The following is a 25,053-nucleotide window of genomic DNA, read 5'->3' on the forward strand; positions in this document are numbered from 1 at the left end:
CGGAGCCGTACGCTGTTTGTGTGCTGTTGCTCGCTCTCGATACCGCCACCCCCGCCGTCACGGCCGCCCTGCACGACGGGGAGACCGTGGTCGCCTCGTACGCCGAGGTCGACGCCCGACGGCACGGGGAGCTGCTGCTGCCCGCCGTCGACCGGGTCCTCGCCGACGCCGGTACGACGCTCCGTTCCGTCACCGCGATCGTCGTCGGCACCGGACCAGGCCCGTACACCGGGCTGCGGGTCGGGCTGATGACCGCCGACACCTTCGGGCTGGCCCTCGGGCTGCCCGTGCACGGACTGTGCACCCTCGACGGACTCGCGTACGCCTCCGGTCTCGACGGCCCCTTCGCCGTCGCGACGGACGCCCGGCGCAAGGAGGTCTACTGGGCGCGGTACGCCGACCCCCGGACCCGGCTCACCGAGCCGTCCGTCGACCGCCCCGCGGACATCGCCGACGAACTGGCCGGACTGCCGGTCGTCGGCGCGGGCCCGCGGCTGTACCCGGACGCCTTCCCCGACGGACGCGGCCCCGAGCACGCCGACGCGGGGGCCCTCGCCTCGCTCGCCGCCGAGCGGCTGCGCGCCGGCGCGGAGCTCGCGCCCCCCCGGCCGCTGTATCTGCGCAGGCCGGACGCGCAGGTCCCCAAGAACTACAAGGTGGTCACCCCCCAGTGACGGCCGTACTGCGCGAGATGCGCTGGTGGGACATCGACGCGGTCCTCGATCTGGAGCGCGCGCTCTTCCCCGACGACGCCTGGTCACGCGGCATGTTCTGGTCCGAGCTGGCGCACTCCCGGGGGCCCGGCGCCACCCGGTGGTACGTCGTCGCCGAGGACGGGGACCGTCTCGTCGGCTACGCGGGACTCGCCGCCGCCGGTGGCGAGGACACCACGGGCGGCCAGGACACCGAGCCGGGCATGGGGGCCGTCGGGGACGTGCAGACGATCGCCGTCTCCCGGGACCACTGGGGCACCGGCCTCGGCGCGCTGCTCCTCGCGGACCTGCTGAAGCACGCGAGCGCGTTCGAGTGCCAGGAGGTGATGCTGGAAGTGCGCGTGGACAACGTCCGCGCCCAGAAGCTCTACGAGCGCTTCGGCTTCGCCCCCATCGGGCGGCGCCGGGGCTACTACCAGCCGGGCAACATCGACGCGCTGGTGATGCGGATGGCGATGAACGGCGACGGACCGCCCTGCGATCCGGTCGCCCCGCTCGAACCGGCCGACCCCGTCGCCCCGCGAGGCGCGGACGCGCGAGGCGAGAACCCGGACGACCCGGGCGCCCCGGCCGGCGGCGACGGCATCCAGCAAGCAGAGCACGGCGGGGAAGGAACCCGGACCCATGGCTGACGAACCTCTCGTCCTCGGCATCGAGACCTCCTGCGACGAGACCGGGGTCGGTATCGTCCGGGGCACCACCCTCCTCGCGGACGCGGTCGCCTCCAGCGTCGACGAGCACGCCCGCTTCGGCGGTGTCGTCCCCGAGGTCGCCTCCCGCGCCCATCTGGAGGCGATGGTCCCCACCATCGAACGCGCCCTCAAGGACGCCGGGGTCGCCGCCTCCGACCTCGACGGGATCTCCGTCACCGCGGGCCCCGGCCTCGCGGGCGCGCTGCTCGTCGGCGTCACGGCCGCCAAGGCGTACGCGTACGCCCTCGGCAAGCCGCTGTACGGCGTCAACCATCTCGCCTCGCACATCTGCGTCGACCAGCTGGAACACGGTCCGCTGCCCGAGCCGACGATGGCCCTGCTGGTCAGCGGCGGCCACTCCTCGCTGCTGCTGTCCTCGGACATCACCTCCGACGTCCGGCCGATGGGCGCGACGATCGACGACGCGGCGGGCGAGGCGTTCGACAAGATCGCCCGGGTGCTGAACCTCGGCTTCCCCGGCGGCCCGGTCATCGACCGCTACGCCCGCGAGGGCGACCCCACCGCCATAGCGTTCCCGCGCGGGCTGACCGGCCCGCGCGACGCGGCGTACGACTTCTCCTTCTCCGGGCTGAAGACCGCGGTCGCCCGCTGGATCGAGGCGAAGCGGGCCGCCGGTGAGGACGTACCGGTGCGGGACGTCGCCGCGTCCTTCCAGGAGGCGGTCGTCGACGTGCTGACCCGCAAGGCCGTCCGGGCCTGCAAGGACCAGGGCGTGGACCATCTGATGATCGGCGGCGGGGTCGCCGCCAACACCCGGCTGCGGGCGCTGGCCGCCGAGCGCTGCGAGGCCGCCGGTATCCGGCTGCGGGTGCCCCGGCCGGGGCTGTGCACGGACAACGGCGCGATGGTCGCCGCCCTCGGCGCCGAGATGGTCGCCCGGGGCCGCGCCGCCTCCGACTGGGACCTGTCGGCGGACTCCTCGCTGCCGGTGACCGACACCCATGTACCGGGCACGGCCGCCGGGTCCGACGGCGAGGACGCCCCGCACGAGCACGGGCACGGGCACTCGCACGGCCATGGGCACAGCCACTCCCACGACCATGTGCACGAGCTGGCGAAGGACAACCTCTACTCATGACCCGTGCGCTGATGTGGGAGGCCGCGGCGGTGTCCGGCCGGGGCGCCGAGCTGCTGGCCTGGGCCCGGAGCCGTGACCTGGCCGGACAGCCGCTGCGGCGCGAGACCTTCACCGCGCCCGGCGACCGGGTCCTCGTCATCACCTGGTGGGCCGCCGGAGCCGACGGGGACGGCCCGCCCGAACTGCCCGACCCGCCCGCCGAGCTGGTGCGCAGGCCCGTGCACCGCTGGGGGTTCGACTCGGTGGACGTCAGCCAGGGGCCGTCGGCCTGATCAGTTTCCGGTGTCCCGCGCGGGCGGACGGGGGCCCAGCAGGCCGTCGATCACCTTCCGGAGCTGGACCGCCAGGTCGTAGGACTCCGACAGCTCGACCCAGCGGTCCGCCAGGGACGTGATCAGCGGGAGCCGCTCCGCGTCCGCCTCGCTGATCAGCGCGTCCGGGAAGTTCCGGACCCGCTGCGGGTCCGCGGCGCGGCGGTCCGCCGCCGCGCGGAAGACCAGTTCCCCGTGGACGCAGTGCCATAGCGTGCGGTACGCGCGCACCGCGTCGTCCGGCGTCAGCCCGCACGCGACCGCCGACTCCAGGGCCTCCTCGACGATCCACAGCGCGCCCTTGTCCGTGAGGTCGCCGAGGCTCAGCACCTCCACCACCCAGGGCATCTGCCGCAGGGTCCGGTACATGTGCAGGGTGACGGCGAGCAGCCGCTCGCGGGGGTCGTCGGGGAGTTCGGGGCGCGGTACCGACTCCGCCATGCCCGCGAGGGTGAGCATCAGCAGCTCGTCCTTGTCCCGGACGTGGTGGTACAGCGCCATCGGGGTCGTCCCCACCTCCCGGGCGACCCGGCGCATCGACAGTCCGTCGACGCCCTCCTCCTGGAGGATGCGTCGCGCCGTGGCGACGATCCGGGCGGGGTCGATCCGGCGCGGCCGGCCGACCGCCTTCCGCGCCGTCCGCGCACCGCTCTTCCCGTCGTCCGCCCGGTCGGGGCCCCCGGCTGCCGGTCCGTCGCCGGGTTCCCCCGTACGAGGGGTCCCGGAACTGTCGTTCGTCACCACGGGGACCATTCTCCCGCTCTCGGCCGCACACGGGTCGTACGCGGTCGTACACAGTTTCTATACGCGTATAGTAATGTGCCGGCATGGTGAACCACTCCTCACGGCACGCCCTGTTCCTGCCTGTGGTGCTGACCGTGCAGTTCCTCGTCGCGCTCGACATGTCCGTCGTGAACATCGCGCTGCCCGGCATCCGGACCGGCCTCGGCTTCGCCCCCGAGGACCTCACCTGGGTCGTCAGCGCCTACGCCCTCGCCTTCGGCGGGCTGCTGATGCTCGGCGGACGGCTCGCCGACGTGGTGGGCAGGCGCCGGGTCCTGATCGCCGGATTCACGCTCTTCGGCGCGGCGAGCCTGGCGGGCGGCCTCGCGTCCGAACCCTGGCAGCTGATCGCCGCCCGCGCGGTGCAGGGCGTCGGCGCCGCCGCGCTCGCCCCCGTCGGACTCACCCTGATCACCGTCATGTACCCGGCGGGGAAGGAACGCTCCGGGGCCCTCGCGATGTGGGGCGCGGCCGGGGCCCTCGGCGGCGCCGTCGGCGTCCTGCTGGGCGGAATGCTCACCGACTGGTTCGGCTGGCGCGCGGTCATGCTCGTCAATGTGCCGGTCGTGCTGCTCGCCGTGTTCGCCGCCCGGATCGCCGTACCGCTCGACGACCGGCACGGCGCCCGGCCCCGGCTGGACACCGCCGGCGCGGTGCTCGTCACCGCCGGGACCACCGCCCTCGTACTCGGACTGGTCCGCGCCGAGAGCCTCGGCTGGTCCTCCGCCACCACCCTGCTCACCCTCGCCGCCGCCGCGCTGCTCCTCACCGCGTTCGCCGCCGTCGAGGCCCGGCACCGCCAGCCCCTGCTGCGGCTGGGGATGCTGCGGCTGCGCCCGGTGCTGTCCGCGAACATGTTCTCGCTGCTGCTGGCGGCGGGTCAGTTCGGCGCGTTCTACTTCGTGTCGCTGTACCTCCAGCAGGTCCTCGGCTACGGGCCGACGGCGACCGGCGCGGCCTTCCTGCCGTTCTGCGTGGGGATCGTCGCGGGCTCGGTGTTCGCCGCGAGGACGATCACCCGGTACGGCGTCCGCGCGCTGACCGTGACCGGTGGACTCCTCGCCGCCGGGGGAATGGCCTGGTGGGCGCTGGTCATGACGCCCGAAAGCGGCTTCTGGCTCGCCGTGCTGCCGCCGTCGCTGCTCGGCAGCGTCGGCATAGGGCTGTGCATGGTCCCGCTCGGCACCGCCGCGACCAGCGGGATCTCCGCCCACGAGGCCGGGATGGCCTCCGGACTGCTCAACACCTCCCGGCAGATCGGCGGCTCGGTGGGCCTCGCGCTGCTCGTGACGGTCGCCACCGCCGCCGGGGCCGACGGGGGCGGCGCCGGAACACCGCTCATGGACGGTTTCCCCGCCGCGTTCTGGACGGCGGCGGCGCTTCTCGCGGTCGGCGCGCTGAGCATGGCCGTGCTCTACCGGGAGCCGGACGCCGGTCCTGGGGCCCCGGGGGCCGCTGAAGCCTCGGGAGCCGTCGGAGGTGCCCGGGTCCCCGGTCGGCCGGTGGACGTGGGCGCGGGCGGGGCTCCGGGGGCGGGTGCGGGCCGTGTAGCGCCTCGCGGCGCGGCCCTGGACGGCCCCGACGACAGCGCCCGCCCCGACCCGGCGGCGGCGCCCTGAGCGCACCCCCGGCGGATCCGCCGAAGAATGTCGCGGGAGGTGTCGATCCGGACGGGTCCCGATCGACACGGGGTCCGGGTGGGCGCGCTTGTTTCTGTGCCGTCGCTCGGTGGTTTCGCGCAGTTCCCCGCGCCCCTTTGGGGCGCGTTCTGCCGGTCCTTCGGGTCGGTACCGGTCGGGATTCTCCGTCCTCGATCCGACACGCTCGGTCGGACGTTCATGTGGTCCTACTGAAGAGCATCGGAGTCTGCGGGCAGAGATTCCCGCCCACCCCCTCCCGCAGCCAGGCGAGTTCGCGAGGAGAGGGGCGCCCCTTCAGGGGCGCGGGGAACTGCGCACCCCCGTCCGACCCGCACGGGAAACAGGTACGTCCAGGTGGGGAACCTCAGAAGCGCAAGCGAAGGCGGCCTGCGGGGAACTGCGCACCCCATGAGCGACCCGCACAGGGACAAGTGCGCCCAGCGCAGGGAACCTCGGGGGCCCGGGCCGGACGGGGCCGGGGCTACTCGGGCCGGGCCGGACGGCCGATCAGCATGGTGGGCGCCCCCGCGACCCTGGTGAGGAAGACCGTCGCCGAGTGGGGCCCCACGGGCTTCACCTTGCGCCGCAACTCCTCCGGCTCCACCGCGGAGCCCCGCTTCTTGACGGTGAGCGTCCCCACCCCCCGCTCCCGCAGCAACGCCTTCAACCGCTTGACGCTGAACGGCAGATGATCGGTGACCTCGTACGCCGTCGCGAACGGCGTCCCGCGCAGTACGTCGGACGTGACGTACGCGATCGTCGCGTCGAGCAGCCCGCCGGAGACCTGCTCCGCGACCGTCGCGACGAGCCGCGCCCGGATCACCGCGGGATCGGGCTCGTACAGATACCGACCCACCGGCCGCACCGCCGGATCGGGCGGCATCCCGTCCAGCGGGCTCCACAGGGACTCCGCCCCGGGCAGCAGCGTCGACCGGCGCGAGTCGGGCGCCCCCGTACCGAACCACAGGACCGCTTCCTTCAGCTCGCCCCGGTCGGAGATCCACTCCGTCTCGACGCCCTCGGGCACCGCCTCGTGCGGCACCCCGGGCGCGATCTTCAGCGCACCGAGCCCGGCGGCCCGCGCGGCGCCCACCGCCCAGGACAGCGGTGGCGAGTACGCCTCCGGGTCGAAGATCCGCCCGCGGCCACCGCGCCGCGCGGGGTCGACGAACACCGCGTCGTACCCGTCCGCGCTGACCTCGGTCACCTCCGCCTGACGGACCTCGATCAGTGTGTCGAGCCCCAGCGCGACCGCGTTGGCGCGGGCCACCGCGCAGGTCAGTGGATCACGGTCGACCGCGAGGACCCGTATCCCGGCGCGGGCCAGCGCGATCGCGTCGCCGCCGATCCCGCAGCACAGGTCCGCCACCGAGCCGATGCCCAGCTCCCGCATCCGTCCGGCCCGGTACTCCGCCACACTCGTGCGGGTCGCCTGCTCGACGCCGTCCGGGGTGAAGAACATCCGTGCCGCGTCCGCGCCGAACTTCACCGCCGCGCGCTGCCGCAGTCTCGCCTGGCCGAGTGCGGCGGACACCAGATCGGCCGGATGCGTACGGCGCAGCCGGGTGGCGACGGCGAGTTCCCGCGCCGGGTCGGTGTCGCGCACCTCGTCCAGCAGGGCCCGGCCCTCCCCGGCGAGGAGGGCGGTGAACCGTGCGACGGCTGCGGAGTCGGGGTCGAGGGTGCTCACCTGGTCCATTGTGGGCCAGTCGGTGGATGGTCCGGTGCCGCTGGCGGTGTCTGCGCGTGGTGCGGGTGAGGCGCTGACAGGATGCGGCCCCATGCGACTAGTAGGACTAAACAGACAAGTTGCGCGAGGTGGCTCCCGTACGCGCGCGCTCGCGCGACTCCTCACCGCCGCACTCGCCCTCGGCGTCACCGCCACCTCCCTGGCCGGCTGCGCGGGCCAGGACCCCACCGCGAAGCCCGCCAAGGCGTCCGCGTCGGCCTCCGGCGGGGCGGAGGGCGCGCCCGGCAAGAAGGCCGAACGGGCGAAGGCCGCCCGCGACGAGGCCGCCACCCGCAAGCGGACCGTCGAGGCCGCCCGGATCGCCACCGCCAAGCGCTGGGGCCTCACCAAGGTGCCGCTCCTCGCGCCCCCGCCCCCCGCGGCCAAGCCGAAGATCCCCACCCGGGACGGCTTCGAGGTCGAGGGCCACGACGAGCTGCCGCCCGTCTTCACGACGATCCCCACCAAGGAGAAGATCGTCTTCCTCACCATCGACGACGGCGACAACAAGGACCCGGCGCTGATCAAGATGCTGGAGGAGCTCAAGGTCCCGTACACCGCGTTCCTCAGCGACTACCTGGTCAAGGAGGACTACGGCTACTTCCGCAAGATGCGCGACGCCGGGGTCACCCTCAACAACCACACCCTGACCCACCCGTACATGCCGGCCCTGTCCTACGAGGCCCAGAAGCGGCAGATCTGCGGGATGCAGGACGTCATCCAGAAGCAGTACGGCACCCGCCCCACCGTCTTCCGGCCGCCCTACGGCAACTACAACCGGACGACCCTGCGGGCCGCCAAGGAGTGCGGGATCACCGCCGTACCGCTGTGGAACGAGGAGGTCTTCGCGGACCGCTGGGAGTACCGCGAGTACGACAAGAGGATCCGGCCCGGGGACATCGTCCTCACCCACTTCCGCGGCAAGAAGGACTGGGACGGCTCCATGCCCGACACCGTCCGCCGCTTCCTGAAGCTCGTCACCGAGCAGGGGTACGCGGTGGCCAAGCTGGAGGACTATCTGTGACCGACGGCGGGCACGCGGGGCGGTCCGGCCGCGGCGGCCGGACCGCGCGGCGGTGGGTGGCGGCGCTGCTCGCCGTCGCCGCGGTCGGTCCGGGGCTCGGCGGCTGCGCGCAGTCCGTCGACCCGATCGAACGGCTCGGCCGCAAGGCCGCGGAGAAGGTGCGGTCGGCGGCGGGGCCGACCGCGGGCGCCGGTACGGAGGCGTACCGGCGCTGGGGGCTGTCCGCGCCGCCCGCCCCCGCGCCCTCCCCGCGCGCCCTCGCCCTGCCGGACGGGGACGGGGGCGGGCCGCCCGTGCTCGACCGGGTGCCCACCCGGGACCCGGTGGTCTTCCTCGTGTTCGGCGACGGCGCGGGGAAGGACCCCCGGTTCGCCGCGCTGGTCGGTGAACTCCGGCTGCCGGTCACGGTGTTCCTCACGGACCGGGTGCTGGGGCCCGGGTACGGGCGGCTGCGGTCCGCCGGGGCGGACGTGGAGAACCACACGCTCGACCATCCGCATCTGCCGGGGCTGCCCGCGGCCGGGCAGCGGGCGGAGATCTGCGGGCAGCGGGACAAACTGAAGGAGCGGTTCGGGGTGCGGTCGTCGATGCTGAGGCCGCCGTACGGCGCGTTCGACGCGGTGACCCTGCGGGTGGCCTCGGAGTGCGGGGTGTCCGTCGTCGTGCGGGGGCGGGGGGTCGGTGGGGGGCCCTTGCGGGCGGGGGACATCGTGGTGGTGGAGCCGGACGCGGGGGGTGTGGCGTCGCCCACGGAGGCGACGGTCGCCCTCCTCCGGGATCTCCACGCCCGGCGGCTCGCCCCGGCCCGCCTCGCGGACTACGTCTGACTCCGCGGGTCGCCTTCGCTTGCGCTTCCGAGGTCTGTCCGGCGGGGCGAACTTGTCCCTGTGCGGGTCGCTCGGTGGGTGCGCAGTTCCTCGCGCCCCTGGGTACTCGGTGCTGGGCGTACTTCGTTCCTGTGCCGTCGCTCGTCGTTTTCGCGCAGTTCCCCGCGCCCCTATCGGGGCGCCATCTGCTGGTTCTTCGGGTCGGGGCCGGTCGGGATTCTCCGTCCTCGATCCGACACGCTCGGTACGACGTTCAGCGGAGCTACTGAAGAGCATCGGAGTCTGCGGGCAGAGATTCCCGCCCACCCCCTCCCGCAGCCGAGCGAGTCCGCGAGGAGGGTGGTTCCGCAGACGACGGACAACATGATGGGGCGCCCCCAAAGGGGCGCGGGGAACTGCGCAAAAACGAGGGCGACCCGCACCCGAAGTGGCGACCGTAATGGGGCACCACCCAGGGGCGCGGGGAACTGCGCACCCACGGACGTACCCGCACCGGGACAAGTTCGTCCACCCGGACAGACCTCAGAGGCGCAAGCGAAGGCGACCCGCACAGGGACGAAGTGGGCTCGGCGTAAGGGGCCTGGGGGTGGCCTGAGGGGGCGCGGACCGGGGCTGACGGGGGGCGCGAACACCTCGGCGCGACACTTTCGCGTACCGCCCGAGAGGGCGGCGCGTTGGCACTCCGCTTGACCGAGTGCTAATCACAGTCATAGTCTCGGTTCTGGCACTCTCCACAGGTGAGTGCCAACAGCGACGGGCAGATCCGGCACCCGCGACGACGGATCGACCTGGTCGCCACCTCAGACAGTTAACCCCGTGAGATCTCCGAAGGGGGAGGTCGGATCGTGACGACCACCAGCTCCAAGGTTGCCATCAAGCCGCTTGAGGACCGCATTGTGGTCCAGCCGCTCGACGCCGAGCAGACCACGGCCTCGGGCCTGGTCATTCCGGACACTGCCAAGGAGAAGCCCCAGGAGGGCGTCGTCCTGGCCGTGGGCCCGGGCCGTGTCGAGGACGGCAAGCGCGTCGAGCTCGACGTCGCCGTCGGCGACGTGGTGCTCTACAGCAAGTACGGCGGCACCGAGGTGAAGTACAACGGCGAGGAGTACCTCGTCCTCTCGGCCCGCGACGTGCTCGCGATCATCGAGAAGTAATTCACTCAGCGCCGACTCCCCAGAGTCATGTGCTTGTGAGCCGCGCCCCTGGCCGCCCGCGATATGCCGCCGGGTTTCCAGGGGCGCGCCTCGTTCACCGCATTACGCAGTTTCTGAGAGGGCTGAACCGCTCCCATGGCGAAGATCCTGAAGTTCGACGAGGACGCCCGTCGCGCCCTTGAGCGCGGCGTCAACAAGCTTGCCGACACCGTCAAGGTGACGATCGGCCCCCGTGGCCGCAACGTCGTCATCGACAAGAAGTTCGGCGCCCCGACCATCACCAACGACGGCGTCACCATCGCCCGTGAGGTGGAGATCGAGGACCCCTACGAGAACCTGGGCGCCCAGCTCGTGAAGGAGGTGGCCACCAAGACCAACGACATCGCTGGTGACGGCACCACCACCGCCACCGTGCTGGCCCAGGCACTGGTCAAGGAGGGTCTGCGCAACGTTGCCGCGGGCGCCTCCCCGGCCGCCCTGAAGAAGGGCATCGACGCCGCCGTCAAGGCCGTCTCCGACGAGCTCCTCGCGACCGCGCGCCCGATCGACGACAAGTCGGACATCGCCGCCGTCGCCGGGCTGTCCGCGCAGGACCCGCAGGTCGGCGATCTCATCGCCGAAGCCATGGACAAGGTCGGCAAGGACGGTGTCATCACCGTCGAGGAGTCGAACACCTTCGGCCTGGAGCTGGACTTCACCGAGGGCATGGCCTTCGACAAGGGCTACCTGTCGCCGTACTTCGTGACGGACCAGGAGCGGATGGAAGCGGTCCTGGAGGACCCCTACATCCTCATCCACCAGGGCAAGATCGGTTCGATCCAGGACCTGCTGCCGCTGCTGGAGAAGGTCATCCAGGCGGGTGGCTCCAAGCCGCTGCTGATCATCGCCGAGGACGTCGAGGGCGAAGCCCTGTCGACCCTGGTCGTGAACAAGATCCGTGGCACGTTCAACGCCGTCGCCGTGAAGGCTCCCGGCTTCGGTGACCGCCGCAAGGCCATGCTCGGCGACATCGCGACCCTCACGGGCGCGCAGGTCATCGCCGAGGAGGTCGGCCTCAAGCTCGACCAGGTCGGTCTGGACGTACTGGGCAGCGCCCGCCGGATCACCGTCACCAAGGACGACACCACCATCGTCGACGGTGGCGGCGAGTCCGCCGAGGTCACCGGCCGGATCGCGCAGATCAAGGCCGAGATCGAGAACACCGACTCCGACTGGGACCGCGAGAAGCTCCAGGAGCGCCTCGCGAAGCTCGCCGGCGGCGTGTGCGTCATCAAGGTCGGCGCCGCCACCGAGGTGGAGCTGAAGGAGAAGAAGCACCGTCTGGAGGACGCCATCTCCGCGACCCGCGCCGCGGTCGAGGAGGGCATCGTCTCCGGTGGTGGCTCCGCGCTGGTCCACGCCGCGAAGGTGCTGGAGGGCAACCTCGGCAAGGAGGGCGACGAGGCCACCGGTGTCGCCGTCGTCCGCAAGGCCGTGGTCGAGCCGCTGCGCTGGATCGCCGAGAACGCCGGTCTTGAGGGCTACGTCATCGTCTCCAAGGTCGCCGACCTGGAGCCGGGTCACGGCTACAACGCGGCCACCGAGGAGTACGTCGACCTGGTCAAGGCCGGGGTCATCGACCCGGTCAAGGTGACGCGCTCCGCGCTGGAGAACGCCGCGTCCATCGCGTCGCTGCTGCTCACGACCGAGACCCTGGTCGTCGAGAAGCCGGCCGAGGACGAGGGTGACTCCGGTCACGGCGGCCACGGGCACTCCCACTAGTCGCTTCCGCGACCTCAGCAGTACCCAGGCCCCGGGCCCGGACCCCCACACCGGGGGCCCGGGCCCGCAGCCGTTCCCCCCGCCCCCAGGTTTTCCCGGGTTGGCGCACTTGTCCCCGTGCGGGCCGTTCGTGGGTGCGCAGTTCCCCGCGCCCCTGGATGCTGCCCCCTTGCGGTCGCATTTCGGGTGCGGGTCCGCCCTCGTCTTTTGCGCAGTTCCCCGCGCCCCTGAAGGGGCACTCCTCTCCTCCCGCAGTCGCTCGGCTACGGGAGGGGGTGGGCGGGAATCTCTGCTCGCAGACTCCGATGCTCTTCAGTAGGGCAACTGGACGTGTTACCGAGCGTGTCGGATCGAGGACGGAGAATCCCGACCGGCACCGACCCGAAGAACCGGCCGGACGCGCCCCAAAGGGGCGCGGGGAACTGCGCGAAAACGACGAGCGACGGCACAGGAACGAAGTTCGTCCAGCCGGACGGACCTGGGAAGCGCAAGCGAAGGCGACCCGCGGGGAACTGCGCGAAAACGACGAGCGACGGCACAGCAACGAAGTTCGTCCAGCCGGACGAACCTGGGAAGCGCAAGCGAAGGCGACCCGCGGGGAACTGCGCGAAAACGACGAGCGACGGCACAGCAACGAAGTACGTCCAGCCGGACGGACCTCAGAAGCGCAAGCGAAGGCGACCCGCTGGACGGACCCGGCTAACGGGGACCGTACGTGCGGCCCGTGCGGGACGTGACCCCGCCCAGCAAGGGGCGGGGCGCCAGCTTCGCGAGGCCCATCAGCGCCTTGTAACGGGGATCCGGGACGGACACGACCTTCCCGTGCGCGAGATCGGACAGCGCCGCCGCGACCACCTTGTCCGCGTCCAGCCACATCCACCTGGGGATGTTGTCCGTCCCCATCCCGGCCCGCTGATGGAACTCGGTGCGTACGAACCCGGGGCACAGCGCCATGAGCCGCACCCCCGACCCCGCGAGATCCTTCGCCGCGCCCTGGGTGAACTGGACCACCCACGCCTTCGACGCCCCGTACGTCCCACGAGGAAGGAACGCGGCGACCGAGGCGACATTGACCACGGCCCCCCGGCCCCGCTCCCGCATCGCCCCGCTCGCCGCGGAGGTCAGCCGGAGCACCGCCTCGCAGTGCACCTTCAGCATGGTCAGCTCATCGGCCATCGGGACGTCCAGATAGCGGCCCTTGTTGCCGAAGCCCGCGTTGTTGACCAGCAGGTCGACCGGCCGCCGCTGGTCCGTGAGCCGCTCTGCGACGCCCTCGATCCCGCTGTCCGTCGAGAGGTCGCCCGTCAGTACCTCGGCCTCGATCCCGTGCCGGTCGTGCAGCTCGGTGGCCTGCTCACGCAACCGCTTCGTATCGCGTGCCACCAGCACCAGGTCATGCCCCTGGGCGGCCAGCCGCCGGGCGAACGCGGCACCGATACCCGCGGTGGAACCTGTGATCAGAGCCGTAGTCATGGGGCAAGGTTAGTGTCCGCCGTGGTCCCCGGCCTCCGGCGCGCGTGCCGTACCGCCCGGCTCGACCACCACGAACTGGCCCATCATGCCCCGGTCCTCATGGCTCAGCAGATGACAGTGGAACATGTACGGGGTGTCCTCGTCGGCGGTCCCGTCGAACCGCAGGACCAGCCGCATCCGTGAACCGCTCGGGATCAGCACGGTGTCCTTGCGGCCCCGCAGCGCGGGCGGCGGAGTGCGCCCGTCCACGTCCAGTACCCGGAACTGCACGTCGTGGACATGGAAGTTGTGCGGCATCCCGTTGTCGTTGCGCACCGTCCAGGTCTCGGTGGTGCCCCGGGTGACGACCTCGTCGATCCGGTCCATGTCCATCGGCTTGTCGTTGATCCCGGTCAGCGCGAGATCGAAGTGGCGCTCCTTCACGGAGTCCGCCGTGTCCGGGAGTTCCGGTGCGGTCAGCCGGTCCGGCAGGGCGGGGGAGGGGCGCAGGGTCCGCGCCGCGCGCAGTTGCAGGATGTCGAAGGAGTCGTGGCCGCCGCCGAACCGCCGCTCCAGGGCTCCCGCGTAGCCGTCGCGCAGCGGGAAGCTCCGCAGCACGGTCCGCTCACCGGGGACCATCCGTACGACGATCTCCGCGCGCTCACCGGGCGACAGCCGTATCCGCCGCTGCTCCACGGGCCGCTCCAGCAGTCCGCCGTCCGTCGCGATCTGGTCGAAGGCGCGGTCGTCGGGGAAGCCGAAGTCGTAGGTGCGGGCGGTGGAGGCGTTGAGCAGCCGCAGCCGGACCCGCTCGTCGGCGACCTCGCGGTACGGGTCGAGGGTGCCGTTGACCATGACGCGGTTGCCGAGGAAACCGACGCCCTGGAATCTGCGGTGGGCGTGGTCGAACCGGTCGCCGTCGAAGCGGACGTCCTGCACGATCACCGGCAGATCGTCCACGCCGTACCGTTTCGGCAGCGGAAGGCGGCCGGACTCCTCGTCGTCCAGCAGGAACATCCCCGCGAGCCCGCGCTGGACATGCTTCTCCGTCGAACCGTGCAGGTGCGGGTGGTACCAGAGGGTGGCCGCGGGCTGTTCGACCGTCCAGTGCGGGGACCAGCGTCCGCCCGCGCGGACCGTCTGGTGCGGGCCGCCGTCCATCTCGGCGGGCAGCCGCATCCCGTGCCAGTGCACGCTGGACGCCTCGGGGAGGGTGTTGCTCACCTCGACCCGTACCTTCTCACCGCGTGCGGCCCGCAGGGTCGGTCCCAGATGGGCGCCGTTGAACCCCCAGGTCGGAGTGGGCCGGCCGGGCCGGAACTCCGTGGTGCCCTGACGCATCCGCAGGTCGAAGACCCGGGTGCCGTCCCGGTCCACCCGGGAGGCCGCGAGCGGCGGTACGGCCATCTCGTCGCGGAAGACGGTGCCGCCCGCGGTACTCACCTCCACGTCGTGCCACAGCCACAGCGCGGTCGCGCCGACGGCCACGACAAGGACGGAGGTGACGACTCCGAGGACGACGAGAACACGGCGGACACGCGGCCATTTGGACATGACCCGAGCGTTCCGGCGGGACGGGGGACCGGACATCGGGGCGGCCCCTGGCCCGGCCCGGACACCGGACCGGGGTGCCGCCGGGGTTCTCCCTGAGCCGTCCCGGACGCCCCCGGGGTTCCGGTGGGCGGTCGGGCGCTCGCCGTGCTGGTCGGCGGGGGTCGGTGGGCGGTCAGCCGCCGGACGGGACGGCTCGGGGTCGCCCCCTACGGCGGTCCGTCCCGGCTGTTCAAAGGGTCGGCGCAGGAATTCGTCCGGCATCCAAGGTTGTCTTATGCCCGCGTTATGCTCGAAGGGTGATCGAAGCCCGTCATCTCCGTGTCCTGCGCGCGGTCGCGACCACCGGTTCCTTCTCGGCGGCGGCCCGCGAGCTGGGCTGCACCCAGCCGGCCGTCAGCCAGCAGATGAAGGCCCTGGAGTCCTCGGCCGGCACCCCGCTGCTGATCCGTACCGGCCGCGAGATGCGGCTCACCCAGGCGGGCGAGGCCCTGGTCCGCCATGCCACGGGCATCCTCGCGGGGCTGACCGCCGCCGAGGAGGAGGTCGCCGCGATCGCCGGGCTGCGCGCGGGCCGGGTGCGGCTGGTGTCGTTCCCGAGCGGCAGCTCGACCCTGGTGCCCACCGCCCTCGCCGCCCTGCGCGCCGCCCATCCGGGCACCCGGGTGTCCCTGGTCGACGCGGAGCCGCCCCGTTCGGTGGAGATGCTGCGCGAGGGCGACTGCGATGTGGCGCTGGCCTTCCACTACGGGGGGTCCGCCGCCGGACCGGGCGGCCCGGACGGGGAGTGGTCCGATCTGGTGGTGCGGCCCCTGCTGGCCGACCGGCTGGTGGGTCTGGTGCCCGAGGGCCATCCGCTCGCCGGTGAGGACACCGTGGGGATCGGGGAGCTGGCCGACGACCCGTGGATCGCGGGCTGTCCCCGCTGCCGCCGCCAGCTGGTGGAGGTCTGCGAGGACGCCGGTTTCACCCCCCGCATCGACTTCGCCACCGACGACTACCCGGCCGTGATCGGCCTCGTCGGGGCGGGTCTGGGGGTGGCGGTGCTGCCGGAGCTGGCGCTGGAGTCGGTACGGCCGGGGGGCGCGCGGACCGTGACGGTGGAGCCCGCCGTACGCCGTCAGATCGTCGCCCTGACCCTGCCGGACCTGGCAAGGGTCCCGGCGGTCGCGGCGACCCTGGACCAGCTGGAGCGGGCCGCGGGCCGCTGAACGGTACGCCGCGGGGAGCCGTTCAGGTGACGGGGAAACGTTCCTTCAGTGGTGGCGTACCGTGCCGTGGCCGGAAGCCGTCGCACTCGCCGGGACCAGCCGGTTGCGGGCCCGTCCCATCAGTTCCTCGCGCTCGTCCTCGGTGAGCCCGCCCCACACCCCGTACGGCTCCCGTACCTGGAGGGCGTGCGCCGCGCACTCGGCGCGTACCGGGCAGCGCATGCAGACCTCCTTGGCGGAGTTCTCGCGCGCGCTCCGTGCCGCACCCCGTTCGCCCTCGGGATGGAAGAAGAGCGAACTGTCGACCCCACGGCATGCCGCGAGGAGCTGCCAGTCCCACAGGTCCGCGTTCGGTCCGGGAAGGCGGGAGAAATCTGCCATGGCTTGTCCCCTTCAGCGTGTACAGCTTGCGACCGTTCCGACGCGGACAGTGCCCACGACGCAAAACTACTGTCGAAGAAGATGAAAATATGACTCTTTGCGAATCTAGCCGCAGACACCGGTGAAAGTGAAGAAAAGCCGCTAAATGGGGCATAGGTCTTGACGAAAGCTTTCTGGTCACGCGCGGTGCCTGGGGAGTGTCCGTGCCCTCACGTAGAGTGCCGAAGGCTGCTGAGTGACCCGTAACTCTTTCGGGTGACCATCGTTGAGAAGGCCGGAGGCGGTTGAGGAAACAAGCGCTCGGGCACATGTCCGGGAGCGTCAACCGCACAGGTGACGATTCGTACCAGCCTGGAGGCTCAAGGTGACGCGCATCAGCTCCGGAGGACGGTCATGACTTCCGTCCTCGTCTGCGACGACTCCCCGCTCGCCCGAGAAGCGCTGCGCCGCGCGGTGGCCACCGTGCCCGGTGTCGAGCGGGTCACGACGGCGGCCAACGGCGAGGAAGTCCTCCGCCGCTGGGGTGCCGACCGTTCAGATCTGATTCTGATGGACGTACGTATGCCCGGACTGGGCGGGGTGGAGACGGTCCGCCGGCTGCTCTCCGCCGACCCCGGCGCCCGGATCATCATGCTCACGGTCGCCGAGGACCTGGACGGGGTCGCGCTCGCGGTCGCGGCCGGGGCCCGCGGCTATCTGCACAAGGACGCCTCGCGCGCCGAACTGCGCGCGACCGTCACCCAGGCGCTCGCCGACCCCACCTGGCGGCTCGCCCCGCGCAGGCTGCGGTCGGCCGAGATGGGCGCGGCGCCCACGCTCACCGCGCGGGAGATCCAGGTGCTGGAGGGCATGAGTCATGGCCGCTCCAACGCCGAGATCGGCCGTGAGCTGTTCCTCTCCGAGGACACGGTGAAGACGCACGCCAGGCGGCTCTTCAAGAAGCTCGGCGCCTCGGACCGCGCGCACGCCGTGGCGCTCGGTTTCCGCTGGGGCCTGGTCCGTTAGGAACGCGGGTGCCGCCCCAGGGGTACGGCGATCCCCGCCCGCCACCGGCGGGCGGGGCGGGCCGCGCCGGGCCGCGCGCGGTGGCCGACGCCCGCCCCCCGGGGATGGCCGGTACGGCACCCGGCTCCGGTTTCCCGGCCGATGCCGCATCCTTGAGGTGTGGAGTTCCTCGGGGACGGACCGACCGAGCGGAAGGGGAGGGAGCGGGACATGAGCGCCGGCGCACCTGCTCATAACGCTTCGGTGCACAAGTACGGACGCGGTGCCACGGACGACGAGACGTCAAGGCACCATGGACCGATGCGCGAAGACGAGACCACGGTGATCGGTGCGCTCGTCCACCGTGCGGTCGACGGTGACGCACAGGCCACGCACGATCTGCTCGCACGGGTGCATCCGCTCGCGCTGCGGTACTGCCGTACGCGGCTGTCCCGGCTGCCCGGGGACGCGCGGCACTTCGTGGAGGACCTCGCGCAGGAGGTCTGTGTCGCGGTGCTGCTCGCGCTGCCGCGCTACAAGGACACCGGCCGGCCGTTCGAGGCGTTCGTCTTCGCGATCGCCGCGCACAAGGTCGCCGATCTCCAGCGGGCCGCGATGCGGCATCCCGGGTCGACGGCCGTGCCGTCCGACGAGATGCCCGAGCGGCCCGACGACTCGCTGGGGCCCGAGGAGCGGGCGCTGCTCAGCAGTGACGCCGAGTGGGCGAAGAAGCTGCTGGCGAATCTTCCCGAGAACCAGCGGGAGCTGCTGCTGCTGCGGATCGCCGTGGGGCTCACGGCGGAGGAGACCGGGCAGATGCTGGGGATGTCGCCGGGAGCGGTGCGGGTCGCGCAGCACCGTGCGCTGAGCCGGCTGCGGGCTCTCGCGGAACAGTAGCCCCGCCCCCGTCTTCCGGTTCCGCCCCGGGTTTCCCGCGCTGGGCGCCCTTCGCTTGCGCTTCCTGGGTCTGTCCGGTGGGTGTACTTCGTTGCTGTGCCGTCGCTCGTGGGGCGCGCAGTTCCCCGCCCCCCTTCGTGGCGCGTTCCGCTGCCTTTCGGGACGTTGCCCTGCCCTGCTGACGAGCGCACGAGCAGGGGTGGACGCGAACATGGAATGAGAGCGGCCCGCTTCCCGTTAGCATGGACATCCCGCACGGACAAGCCCATCTGGGAAGGTGTCATGACTGCCAACGTCGACGGAGTACCCGAGAAATTCGCGACGCTCGGGCTGACCTACGACGATGTGCTGCTTCTGCCGGGCGCCTCGGAGATGGCCCCGGACCAGATCGACACCTCCTCGTACATCTCCCGCAACGTCCGCGTGAACATCCCGCTGCTCTCCGCGGCGATGGACAAGGTCACCGAGTCCCGGATGGCCATCGCGATGGCCCGCCAGGGCGGCGTGGGCGTCCTGCACCGGAACCTGTCGATCGCCGACCAGGCGAACCAGGTCGACCTGGTCAAGCGCTCCGAGTCGGGCATGGTCACCGACCCGATCACCGTGCACCCGGACGCCACGCTCGGCGAGGCCGACGCGATCTGTGCCAAGTTCCGGATCAGCGGTGTCCCCGTCACCGACGGCAACGGCAAGCTGCTCGGCATCGTCACCAACCGTGACATGGCCTTCGAGACGGACCGCGCACGCCAGGTTCGCGAGGTCATGACGCCGATGCCGCTGGTCACCGGCAAGGTCGGCATCTCCGGCACCGACGCCATGGAGCTGCTGCGCCGCCACAAGATCGAGAAGCTGCCGCTCGTGGACGACAGCGGCATCCTCAAGGGCCTCATCACCGTCAAGGACTTCGTCAAGGCCGAGAAGTACCCGAACGCCGCCAAGGACGCCGAGGGCCGGCTGCTCGTCGGCGCGGCCGTCGGGGTCGCCGGGGACGCCTTCGAGCGGGCCCAGGCGCTGGTCGAGGCGGGCGTCGACTTCATCGTGGTGGACACCGCGCACGGCCACTCCAAGCTCGTCGGGGACATGGTCGCCAAGATCAAGTCGAACGGGGGCGGCGTCGATGTCATCGGCGGCAACATCGCCACCCGTGACGGCGCGCAGGCCCTCATCGACGCCGGTGTCGACGGGATCAAGGTCGGCGTCGGCCCCGGTTCCATCTGCACCACCCGGGTCGTCGCGGGTATCGGCGTACCGCAGGTCACCGCGATCTACGAGGCCTCGCTGGCCGCCAAGGCCGCGGGCATCCCCGTCATCGGGGACGGTGGCCTCCAGTACTCCGGCGACATCGCGAAGGCCCTGGTCGCCGGTGCCGACACCGTGATGCTGGGCTCCCTGCTCGCCGGGTGCGAGGAGTCCCCCGGTGAGCTGATGTTCATCAACGGCAAGCAGTTCAAGTCGTACCGGGGCATGGGCTCGCTCGGCGCGATGCAGTCCCGGGGCGACCGGCAGTCCTTCTCCAAGGACCGCTACTTCCAGGAGGGCGTGGCGTCCGACGAGAAGCTGGTGCCCGAGGGCATCGAGGGCCAGGTGCCCTACCGGGGTCCGCTCTCGGCGGTCGTCCACCAGCTCGTCGGCGGACTGCGCCAGTCGATGTTCTACGTCGGCGGCCGGACGGTGCCCCAGCTCCAGGACCGGGGCCGGTTCGTCCGGATCACCTCGGCGGGGCTCAAGGAGAGCCACCCGCACGACATCCAGATGACGGTCGAGGCACCGAACTACAGCCGTCACAAGTAGTTCACGCAGGGTTACCCGCGTTCCCAGGCGCGGCACCGCGCGGGCAGGGCGGCTCCGGAGGACTCCGGAGCCGCCCTTCGCATGCGGGTCGGGGATACTGGGAGGCGCTGAAACGCAGCAGAGGGAAAGGCCACACACGTGACTGAGATCGAGATCGGACGCGGCAAGCGCGGCCGCCGGGCGTACGCCTTCGACGACATCGCCGTCGTCCCGAGCCGTCGCACCCGCGACCCGAAGGAGGTCTCGATCGCCTGGCAGATCGACGCCTACCGCTTCGAGCTGCCGTTCCTGGCCGCCCCCATGGACTCGGTCGTCTCCCCGCAGACCGCCATCCGTATCGGGGAGCTGGGCGGCCTCGGCGTGCTCAACCTCGAAGGGCTCTGGACGCGGTACGAGGACCCGCAGCCGCTGCTCGACGAGATCGCGGAGCTGGAGACGGACACCGCGACGCGGCGCCTCCAGGAGATCTACGAGGAGCCGATCAAGGAAGAGCTGATCGGCCTCCGTATCAAGGAGGTGCGCGACGCCGGTGTGGTCACCGCCGCCGCCCTCTCGCCGCAGCGGACCGCCGAGTTCTCCAAGGCCGTGGTGGATGCCGGTGTCGACATCTTCGTCATCCGGGGCACGACGGTCTCCGCCGAGCATGTGTCGGGTGCCGCCGAACCGCTGAACCTGAAGCAGTTCATCTACGAGCTGGACGTGCCGGTGATCGTCGGCGGCTGCGCCACGTACACCGCCGCGCTGCATCTGATGCGGACCGGGGCGGCGGGTGTGCTCGTCGGCTTCGGCGGGGGCGCCGCGCACACCACGCGCAATGTGCTGGGCATCCAGGTGCCGATGGCGACCGCGGTCGCGGACGTGGCCGCGGCCCGCCGTGACTACATGGACGAGTCCGGCGGCCGGTACGCGCACGTCATCGCGGACGGCGGGGTGGGCTGGTCCGGTGACCTGCCGAAGGCCATCGCCTGCGGTGCGGACGCCGTGATGATGGGTTCGCCGCTGGCCCGTGCGACGGACGCGCCCGGCCGTGGCCTGCACTGGGGCATGGAGGCGGTCCACGAGGACGTGCCGCGCGGCAAGCGGGTCGACCTCGGGGTCGTCGGGACCACGGAGGAGATCCTCACCGGGCCCTCGCACATCCCCGACGGTTCGATGAACTTCTTCGGCGCGCTGCGGCGGGCCATGGCCACCACCGGGTACAGCGAGCTCAAGGAGTTCCAGCGGGTGGAGGTCACGGTGGCGGACGCCCAGCACAAGCGGTGACGGTGCCCTGGAGCTAGGGCGGTTCGGGGGTGCTTCGGTCGGGGTCGGCCGGGGCGCCCCCGTTTTTTGTGGTCCCGGACCCCGGGTTTCCTGTGCTGGGCGGTCTTGTCCCTGTGCGGGTCGTTCGTGGGTGCGCAGTTCCCCGCGCCCCTGGATGCTGCCCCGGTCGGTTGTTCTTCGGGTGCGGGGCCGTCCTCGTGTTTTGCGCAGTTCCCCGCGCCCCTTTGGGGCGCGTTCCTCGCGGTGCCTCTTCGGGTGCGGCCCCGCGCCCCTGGATGCTGCCTTGGTCGGTTGTTCTTCGGGTGCGGGTTCGCCCTCGTGTTTTGCGCAGTTCCCCGCGCCCCTCGGGCGCGCCTCTTGCTGTAGCTGCTCGACTGCGGGGTGTCCGTGGTTGCTCGCGCAGTTCCTCGCGCCCCTTTGGGGCGCCCACCTGGGGCTGTTCTTCGGGGGCGGGGGGTGTCAGAGGCGGTGGGCTGAGCCTGTGGGGGTGGTGCCTCTGGTGTCCAGGAGGAGTTGGGCCTTGACCGCGAGGCCCTGGAGGTCGTACGTGCGGTGGTGCTGGAGGAGCAGCGTCAGGTCGGCGTCGGCGGCGGAGTCGTAGAGGGAGTCGGCCCGGGGGACGGGGCGGTCCAGCACGCTCCACGCGGGGACGTACGGGTCGTGGTAGCTGACGGAGGCGCCGAGTTCCATGAGGCGGGTCGCGATCTCCTGCGCGGGGGAGCCCTGCTGGTCGGGCACGTCCGGCTTGTAGGTGACGCCGAGGAGCAGCACCCGGGCGCCCCGCGCGGACTTCCCGTGCTCGTTGAGCAGGGCGGCGGCGCGCTGGATGACGTAGCGGGGCATCTGGCTGTTGACCTGCTGGGCGAGTTCGACCATACGCAGCGGCCGGACCGCGTACTGGGGGCCCGCGAGGTCCTGGGGCACACCGTGGCCGCCGACGCCGGGTCCGGGGCGGAACGCCTGGAAGCCGAACGGTTTGGTCTCGGCGCAGCGGACGACGTCCCACAGGTCGACGCCGAGGTCATGGCACAGGACGGCCATCTCGTTGACGAGGGCGATGTTGACGTGCCGGAAGTTGGTCTCCAGGAGCTGGACCGTCTCGGCCTCCCGGGTGCCGCGCGCGCGGACGACCTTGTCGGTGAGGCGGCCGTAGAACGCGGCGGCGGACTCGGTGCAGGCGGGGGTGAGTCCGCCGATGACCTTGGGGGTGGCGGTGTAACGGTGGTCGCGGTTGCCGGGGTCGATCCGGCTGGGGGAGTACGCGAGGTGGAAGTCGCGGCCCGCGCGCAGTCCGGAGCCCTCCTCCAGGAGCGGCAGGAGGAAGTCCTCGGTGGTGCCCGGCGGGACGGGTGACTCCAGGATGACGGTGGTGTGCGGGCGCAGCCGGGCGGCGAGGACGCGGGCGGCGTCACCCACCTGGGCGAGATCGGGTGAACCGTCCGCGCCGCGTGGCGCGGGGACGCAGATGACCGCCGTGCGGACCCGGCCGAGGCCCTTGGGGTCGGCGGTGGGGGTGAAGCCGGTGGCGAGCATCCGGCGCAGTTCGGCGGTGGACAGGACGCCGGTGTCCAGGGGCGGGGCGGGGTCGCCCCAGGGGGCGGGGGAGCGGTCGGGGGCGGGCCCGGGGTCATGGCCGAGGGTGGCGATTCCGGCGGCCACCGCCGCCTGGGCGAGCGGCAGGCCGAGGTGGCCGAGGCCGATGACGGCGAGGTCTGCGGGCATGACGGCGAGGCGTCCTTCCCTCTAGCCGGAACGGGAGGGTCGCGCAAGCCCTGTGGACAGAATGGGCGAGCGCAATGTCAGACTAGGCGTAAATATGACCGTTATGCGGTATTGGGTGGCGGTGATTCACCGAGTGTTGTCCACAGGTGGACGAGGGGTGGTGGTGGATCTCGGGCCGCCCGGCGAGAATCGGAACGCGGGGGGAGGATGGGCGGGCGGACACGGGAGAGGTGCGAGCGCCGGGACGGGGCAGACGAGCAGGACAGACGCGGCACGACTGGCAGTACGCGACCGGGCGCGAGCGGCCCGGACAAGGACGGGAGGCAGCGGTGAGGACAGCGACACTGGGCCCGGCGGAGCGCGCCGAGGCACTCGCGGGGATGGCCGAGCGTGAGCTGGACATCCTCGTCGTGGGCGCCGGGGTGGTAGGCGCGGGCACCGCGCTGGACTCCGTCACGAGAGGGCTGTCCACCGGGCTGGTGGAGGCGCGTGACTGGGCGTCGGGCACATCGAGCCGTTCCAGCAAGCTGATCCACGGCGGGCTGCGCTATCTGGAGATGCTGGACTTCGCCCTCGTCCGCGAGGCCCTGAAGGAACGCGGGCTGCTCCTGGAGCGGCTGGCGCCCCATCTGGTGAAGCCGGTCCCGTTCCTCTACCCCTTGCAGCACAAGGGGTGGGAGCGGTGGTACGCGGGATCGGGCGTCGCCCTGTACGACGCCATGTCGATGGCCAGGGGTCATGGCCGGGGCCTGCCGACGCACCGCCATCTGTCCCGCGGCCACGCCCTGCGGGTCGCCCCCTGTCTGAAGAAGGACGCCCTGACCGGCGCCCTCCAGTACTACGACGCCCAGATGGACGACGCCCGCTATGTCGCCACCCTGGTCCGCACCGCGGCGGCGTACGGGGCGAAGGTCGCCAACCGCGCCCGGGTCACCGGCTTTCTGCGCGAGGGGGAGCGGGTCGTCGGCGCCCGGGTCCAGGACGTCGAGGGCGGCGGCGGTGAGTACGAGATCCGCGCCAAGCAGGTCGTCAACGCCACCGGTGTGTGGACCGACGACACCCAGGCGATGGTCGGTGAGCGCGGCCAGTTCCACGTCCGCGCCTCCAAGGGCATCCACCTCGTCGTCCCCAAGGACCGCATCAACTCCAGCACCGGACTGATCCTCCGTACGGAGAAGAGCGTCCTGTTCGTCATCCCCTGGGGCCGGCACTGGATCGTCGGCACCACCGACACCGACTGGGATCTCGACAAGGCCCACCCCGCCGCCTCCAGCGCCGACATCGACTATCTGCTGGAGCATGTGAACTCGGTCCTCGCGGTCCCCCTCACCCGTGATGACGTCCAGGGCGTCTACGCGGGGCTGCGCCCCCTGCTCGCCGGGGAGTCCGACGCCACCAGCAAGCTGTCCCGTGAACACACGGTCGCCCACCCCGTACCCGGCCTCGTCGTCGTCGCGGGCGGCAAGTACACGACGTACCGGGTGATGGCCAAGGACGCGGTGGACGAGGCGGTCCACGCGCTCGACCAGCGGGTCGCCGAATGCGTCACCGAGGACGTGCCGCTGGTCGGGGCCGAGGGCTACCGCGCCCTGTGGAACGCCCGTGCGCGGACCGCCGCGCGGACGGGTCTCCATGTGGTCCGGGTCGAGCATCTGCTCAACCGCTACGGCTCGCTGAGCGAAGAGGTGCTCGCCCTGATCGCCGACGATCCGGGTCTCGCGGCCCCGCTCCAGGGCGCGGACGACTATCTGCGCGCCGAGGTCGTCTACGCGGCCTCCCACGAGGGCGCCCGCCATCTGGACGACGTCCTCACCCGGCGGACCCGGATCTCCATCGAGACCTTCGACCGGGGCACCCGCTGCGCACGGGAGGCCGCCGAGCTGATGGCACCGGTGCTCGGCTGGGACAAGGAGCGGACCGACCGGGAGGTCCAGCACTACGAGAAGCGGGTGGAGGCGGAGCGCGAGTCCCAGCGGCAGCCCGACGACCTCACGGCCGACGCGGCACGCCTCGGCGCGCCCGACATCGTCCCGCTGGGGTAGTCCGGGGCGGGGCCGCCGGTCGGCGG

The 25,053-nt window shown here is 71.9% G+C and carries 21 protein-coding genes; 15 read left to right on the top strand and 6 right to left on the bottom strand.

The window, feature by feature from the left end; genetic code table 11:
* Positions 1-20: 20 nt before the first annotated feature.
* The 4 genes from tsaB to OG711_RS23935 are packed head-to-tail and all read left to right on the top strand — an operon-like array spanning position 21 to position 2,776.
* A complete protein-coding gene (tsaB, locus tag OG711_RS23920) occupies positions 21-674 on the top strand; it encodes a tRNA (adenosine(37)-N6)-threonylcarbamoyltransferase complex dimerization subunit type 1 TsaB (protein ID WP_329560324.1) in 654 nt (217 codons plus the stop codon).
* A 17-nt stretch (positions 675-691) separates the two neighbouring features.
* Positions 692-1,345 carry a ribosomal protein S18-alanine N-acetyltransferase gene (gene rimI / locus OG711_RS23925; protein ID WP_266518295.1) on the top strand — a complete coding sequence of 218 codons (654 nt, stop codon included), beginning with the start codon at positions 692-694 and terminating at the stop codon, positions 1,343-1,345.
* Positions 1,338-2,504 (top strand): tRNA (adenosine(37)-N6)-threonylcarbamoyltransferase complex transferase subunit TsaD, encoded by a 1,167-nt coding sequence (gene tsaD, locus OG711_RS23930; RefSeq protein WP_073792841.1) that lies wholly within the window; start codon positions 1,338-1,340, stop codon positions 2,502-2,504. The genes rimI and tsaD overlap by 8 nt, the downstream gene beginning before the upstream one ends.
* Entirely contained in the window at positions 2,501-2,776 is a 276-nt protein-coding gene (locus OG711_RS23935; protein ID WP_073792840.1) for a hypothetical protein, read from the top strand. Before tsaD ends, OG711_RS23935 begins: the two co-directional genes overlap by 4 nt.
* On the opposite strand, the gene OG711_RS23940 is transcribed toward OG711_RS23935, so the two are convergent.
* The gene (locus tag OG711_RS23940; RefSeq protein WP_245876942.1) at positions 2,777-3,556 is read right to left on the bottom strand and encodes a TetR/AcrR family transcriptional regulator; all 780 of its coding nucleotides are present in this window, start codon (positions 3,554-3,556) and stop codon (positions 2,777-2,779) included.
* A gap of 86 nt (positions 3,557-3,642) precedes the next feature.
* On the opposite strand from OG711_RS23940, the gene OG711_RS23945 reads away from it, so the two are divergent.
* Entirely contained in the window at positions 3,643-5,217 is a 1,575-nt protein-coding gene (locus OG711_RS23945) for an MFS transporter (protein WP_329560329.1), read from the top strand.
* 502 nt (positions 5,218-5,719) lie between these two features.
* On the opposite strand, the gene OG711_RS23950 is transcribed toward OG711_RS23945, so the two are convergent.
* Positions 5,720-6,937 carry a THUMP-like domain-containing protein gene (locus tag OG711_RS23950; protein WP_329560331.1) on the bottom strand — a complete coding sequence of 406 codons (1,218 nt, stop codon included), beginning with the start codon at positions 6,935-6,937 and terminating at the stop codon, positions 5,720-5,722.
* Between the two features lie 82 nt (positions 6,938-7,019).
* Between OG711_RS23950 and OG711_RS23955 the strand changes: the two genes are divergently transcribed.
* The 4 genes from OG711_RS23955 to groL all read left to right on the top strand — a co-directional run bounded on the left by OG711_RS23955 (position 7,020) and on the right by groL (position 11,733).
* Entirely contained in the window at positions 7,020-7,991 is a 972-nt protein-coding gene (locus OG711_RS23955) for a polysaccharide deacetylase family protein (protein ID WP_079184959.1), read from the top strand.
* A complete protein-coding gene (locus OG711_RS23960) occupies positions 7,988-8,818 on the top strand; it encodes a polysaccharide deacetylase family protein (RefSeq protein WP_405674022.1) in 831 nt (276 codons plus the stop codon). The genes OG711_RS23955 and OG711_RS23960 overlap by 4 nt, the downstream gene beginning before the upstream one ends.
* 845 nt (positions 8,819-9,663) lie before the next feature.
* A complete protein-coding gene (gene groES / locus OG711_RS23965) occupies positions 9,664-9,972 on the top strand; it encodes a co-chaperone GroES (protein ID WP_073792836.1) in 309 nt (102 codons plus the stop codon).
* 135 nt (positions 9,973-10,107) lie between these two features.
* Positions 10,108-11,733 (top strand): chaperonin GroEL, encoded by a 1,626-nt coding sequence (groL, locus tag OG711_RS23970; RefSeq protein ID WP_073792835.1) that lies wholly within the window; start codon positions 10,108-10,110, stop codon positions 11,731-11,733.
* A gap of 699 nt (positions 11,734-12,432) precedes the next feature.
* Here groL and OG711_RS23975 read toward each other — a convergent pair.
* On the bottom strand, positions 12,433-13,206 hold the full coding sequence (locus tag OG711_RS23975; protein ID WP_329560335.1) for an SDR family NAD(P)-dependent oxidoreductase: 774 nt from the start codon (positions 13,204-13,206) through the stop codon (positions 12,433-12,435).
* 9 nt (positions 13,207-13,215) lie between these two features.
* On the bottom strand, positions 13,216-14,739 hold the full coding sequence (locus OG711_RS23980; protein ID WP_329560336.1) for a multicopper oxidase family protein: 1,524 nt from the start codon (positions 14,737-14,739) through the stop codon (positions 13,216-13,218).
* Between the two features lie 296 nt (positions 14,740-15,035).
* Here OG711_RS23980 and OG711_RS23985 point away from each other — a divergent pair, with 296 nt between their 5' ends.
* The gene (locus tag OG711_RS23985) at positions 15,036-15,947 is read left to right on the top strand and encodes a LysR family transcriptional regulator (RefSeq protein ID WP_099280155.1); all 912 of its coding nucleotides are present in this window, start codon (positions 15,036-15,038) and stop codon (positions 15,945-15,947) included.
* A 45-nt stretch (positions 15,948-15,992) separates the two neighbouring features.
* Here OG711_RS23985 and OG711_RS23990 read toward each other — a convergent pair whose 3' ends face one another.
* The gene (locus OG711_RS23990) at positions 15,993-16,328 is read right to left on the bottom strand and encodes a WhiB family transcriptional regulator (protein WP_073792831.1); all 336 of its coding nucleotides are present in this window, start codon (positions 16,326-16,328) and stop codon (positions 15,993-15,995) included.
* Between the two features lie 393 nt (positions 16,329-16,721).
* Here OG711_RS23990 and OG711_RS23995 point away from each other — a divergent pair, with 393 nt between their 5' ends.
* From OG711_RS23995 to OG711_RS24010, 4 genes are all read left to right on the top strand, one after another.
* Positions 16,722-17,333: a response regulator transcription factor gene (locus OG711_RS23995; protein ID WP_003948568.1), complete on the top strand. Its 612-nt coding sequence runs from the start codon at positions 16,722-16,724 to the stop codon at positions 17,331-17,333.
* 300 nt (positions 17,334-17,633) lie between these two features.
* The gene (locus OG711_RS24000; RefSeq protein WP_073792830.1) at positions 17,634-18,209 is read left to right on the top strand and encodes a sigma-70 family RNA polymerase sigma factor; all 576 of its coding nucleotides are present in this window, start codon (positions 17,634-17,636) and stop codon (positions 18,207-18,209) included.
* A gap of 282 nt (positions 18,210-18,491) precedes the next feature.
* Complete coding sequence (guaB, locus tag OG711_RS24005; protein WP_073792829.1) at positions 18,492-20,000, top strand: IMP dehydrogenase; 1,509 nt, start codon at positions 18,492-18,494, stop codon at positions 19,998-20,000.
* Between the two features lie 138 nt (positions 20,001-20,138).
* On the top strand, positions 20,139-21,263 hold the full coding sequence (locus OG711_RS24010; protein ID WP_073792828.1) for a GuaB3 family IMP dehydrogenase-related protein: 1,125 nt from the start codon (positions 20,139-20,141) through the stop codon (positions 21,261-21,263).
* Positions 21,264-21,722: 459 nt separating this feature from the next.
* Here OG711_RS24010 and OG711_RS24015 read toward each other — a convergent pair whose 3' ends face one another.
* Complete coding sequence (locus OG711_RS24015) at positions 21,723-22,985, bottom strand: nucleotide sugar dehydrogenase (RefSeq protein ID WP_073792827.1); 1,263 nt, start codon at positions 22,983-22,985, stop codon at positions 21,723-21,725.
* Between the two features lie 329 nt (positions 22,986-23,314).
* Here OG711_RS24015 and OG711_RS24020 point away from each other — a divergent pair, with 329 nt between their 5' ends.
* Positions 23,315-25,027: a glycerol-3-phosphate dehydrogenase/oxidase gene (locus OG711_RS24020; RefSeq protein WP_073792826.1), complete on the top strand. Its 1,713-nt coding sequence runs from the start codon at positions 23,315-23,317 to the stop codon at positions 25,025-25,027.
* The last annotated feature ends 26 nt before the right edge of the window (positions 25,028-25,053 follow it).

Source organism: Streptomyces uncialis (genome assembly GCF_036250755.1).
Taxonomy (GTDB): Bacteria; Actinomycetota; Actinomycetes; order Streptomycetales; family Streptomycetaceae; genus Streptomyces; species Streptomyces uncialis.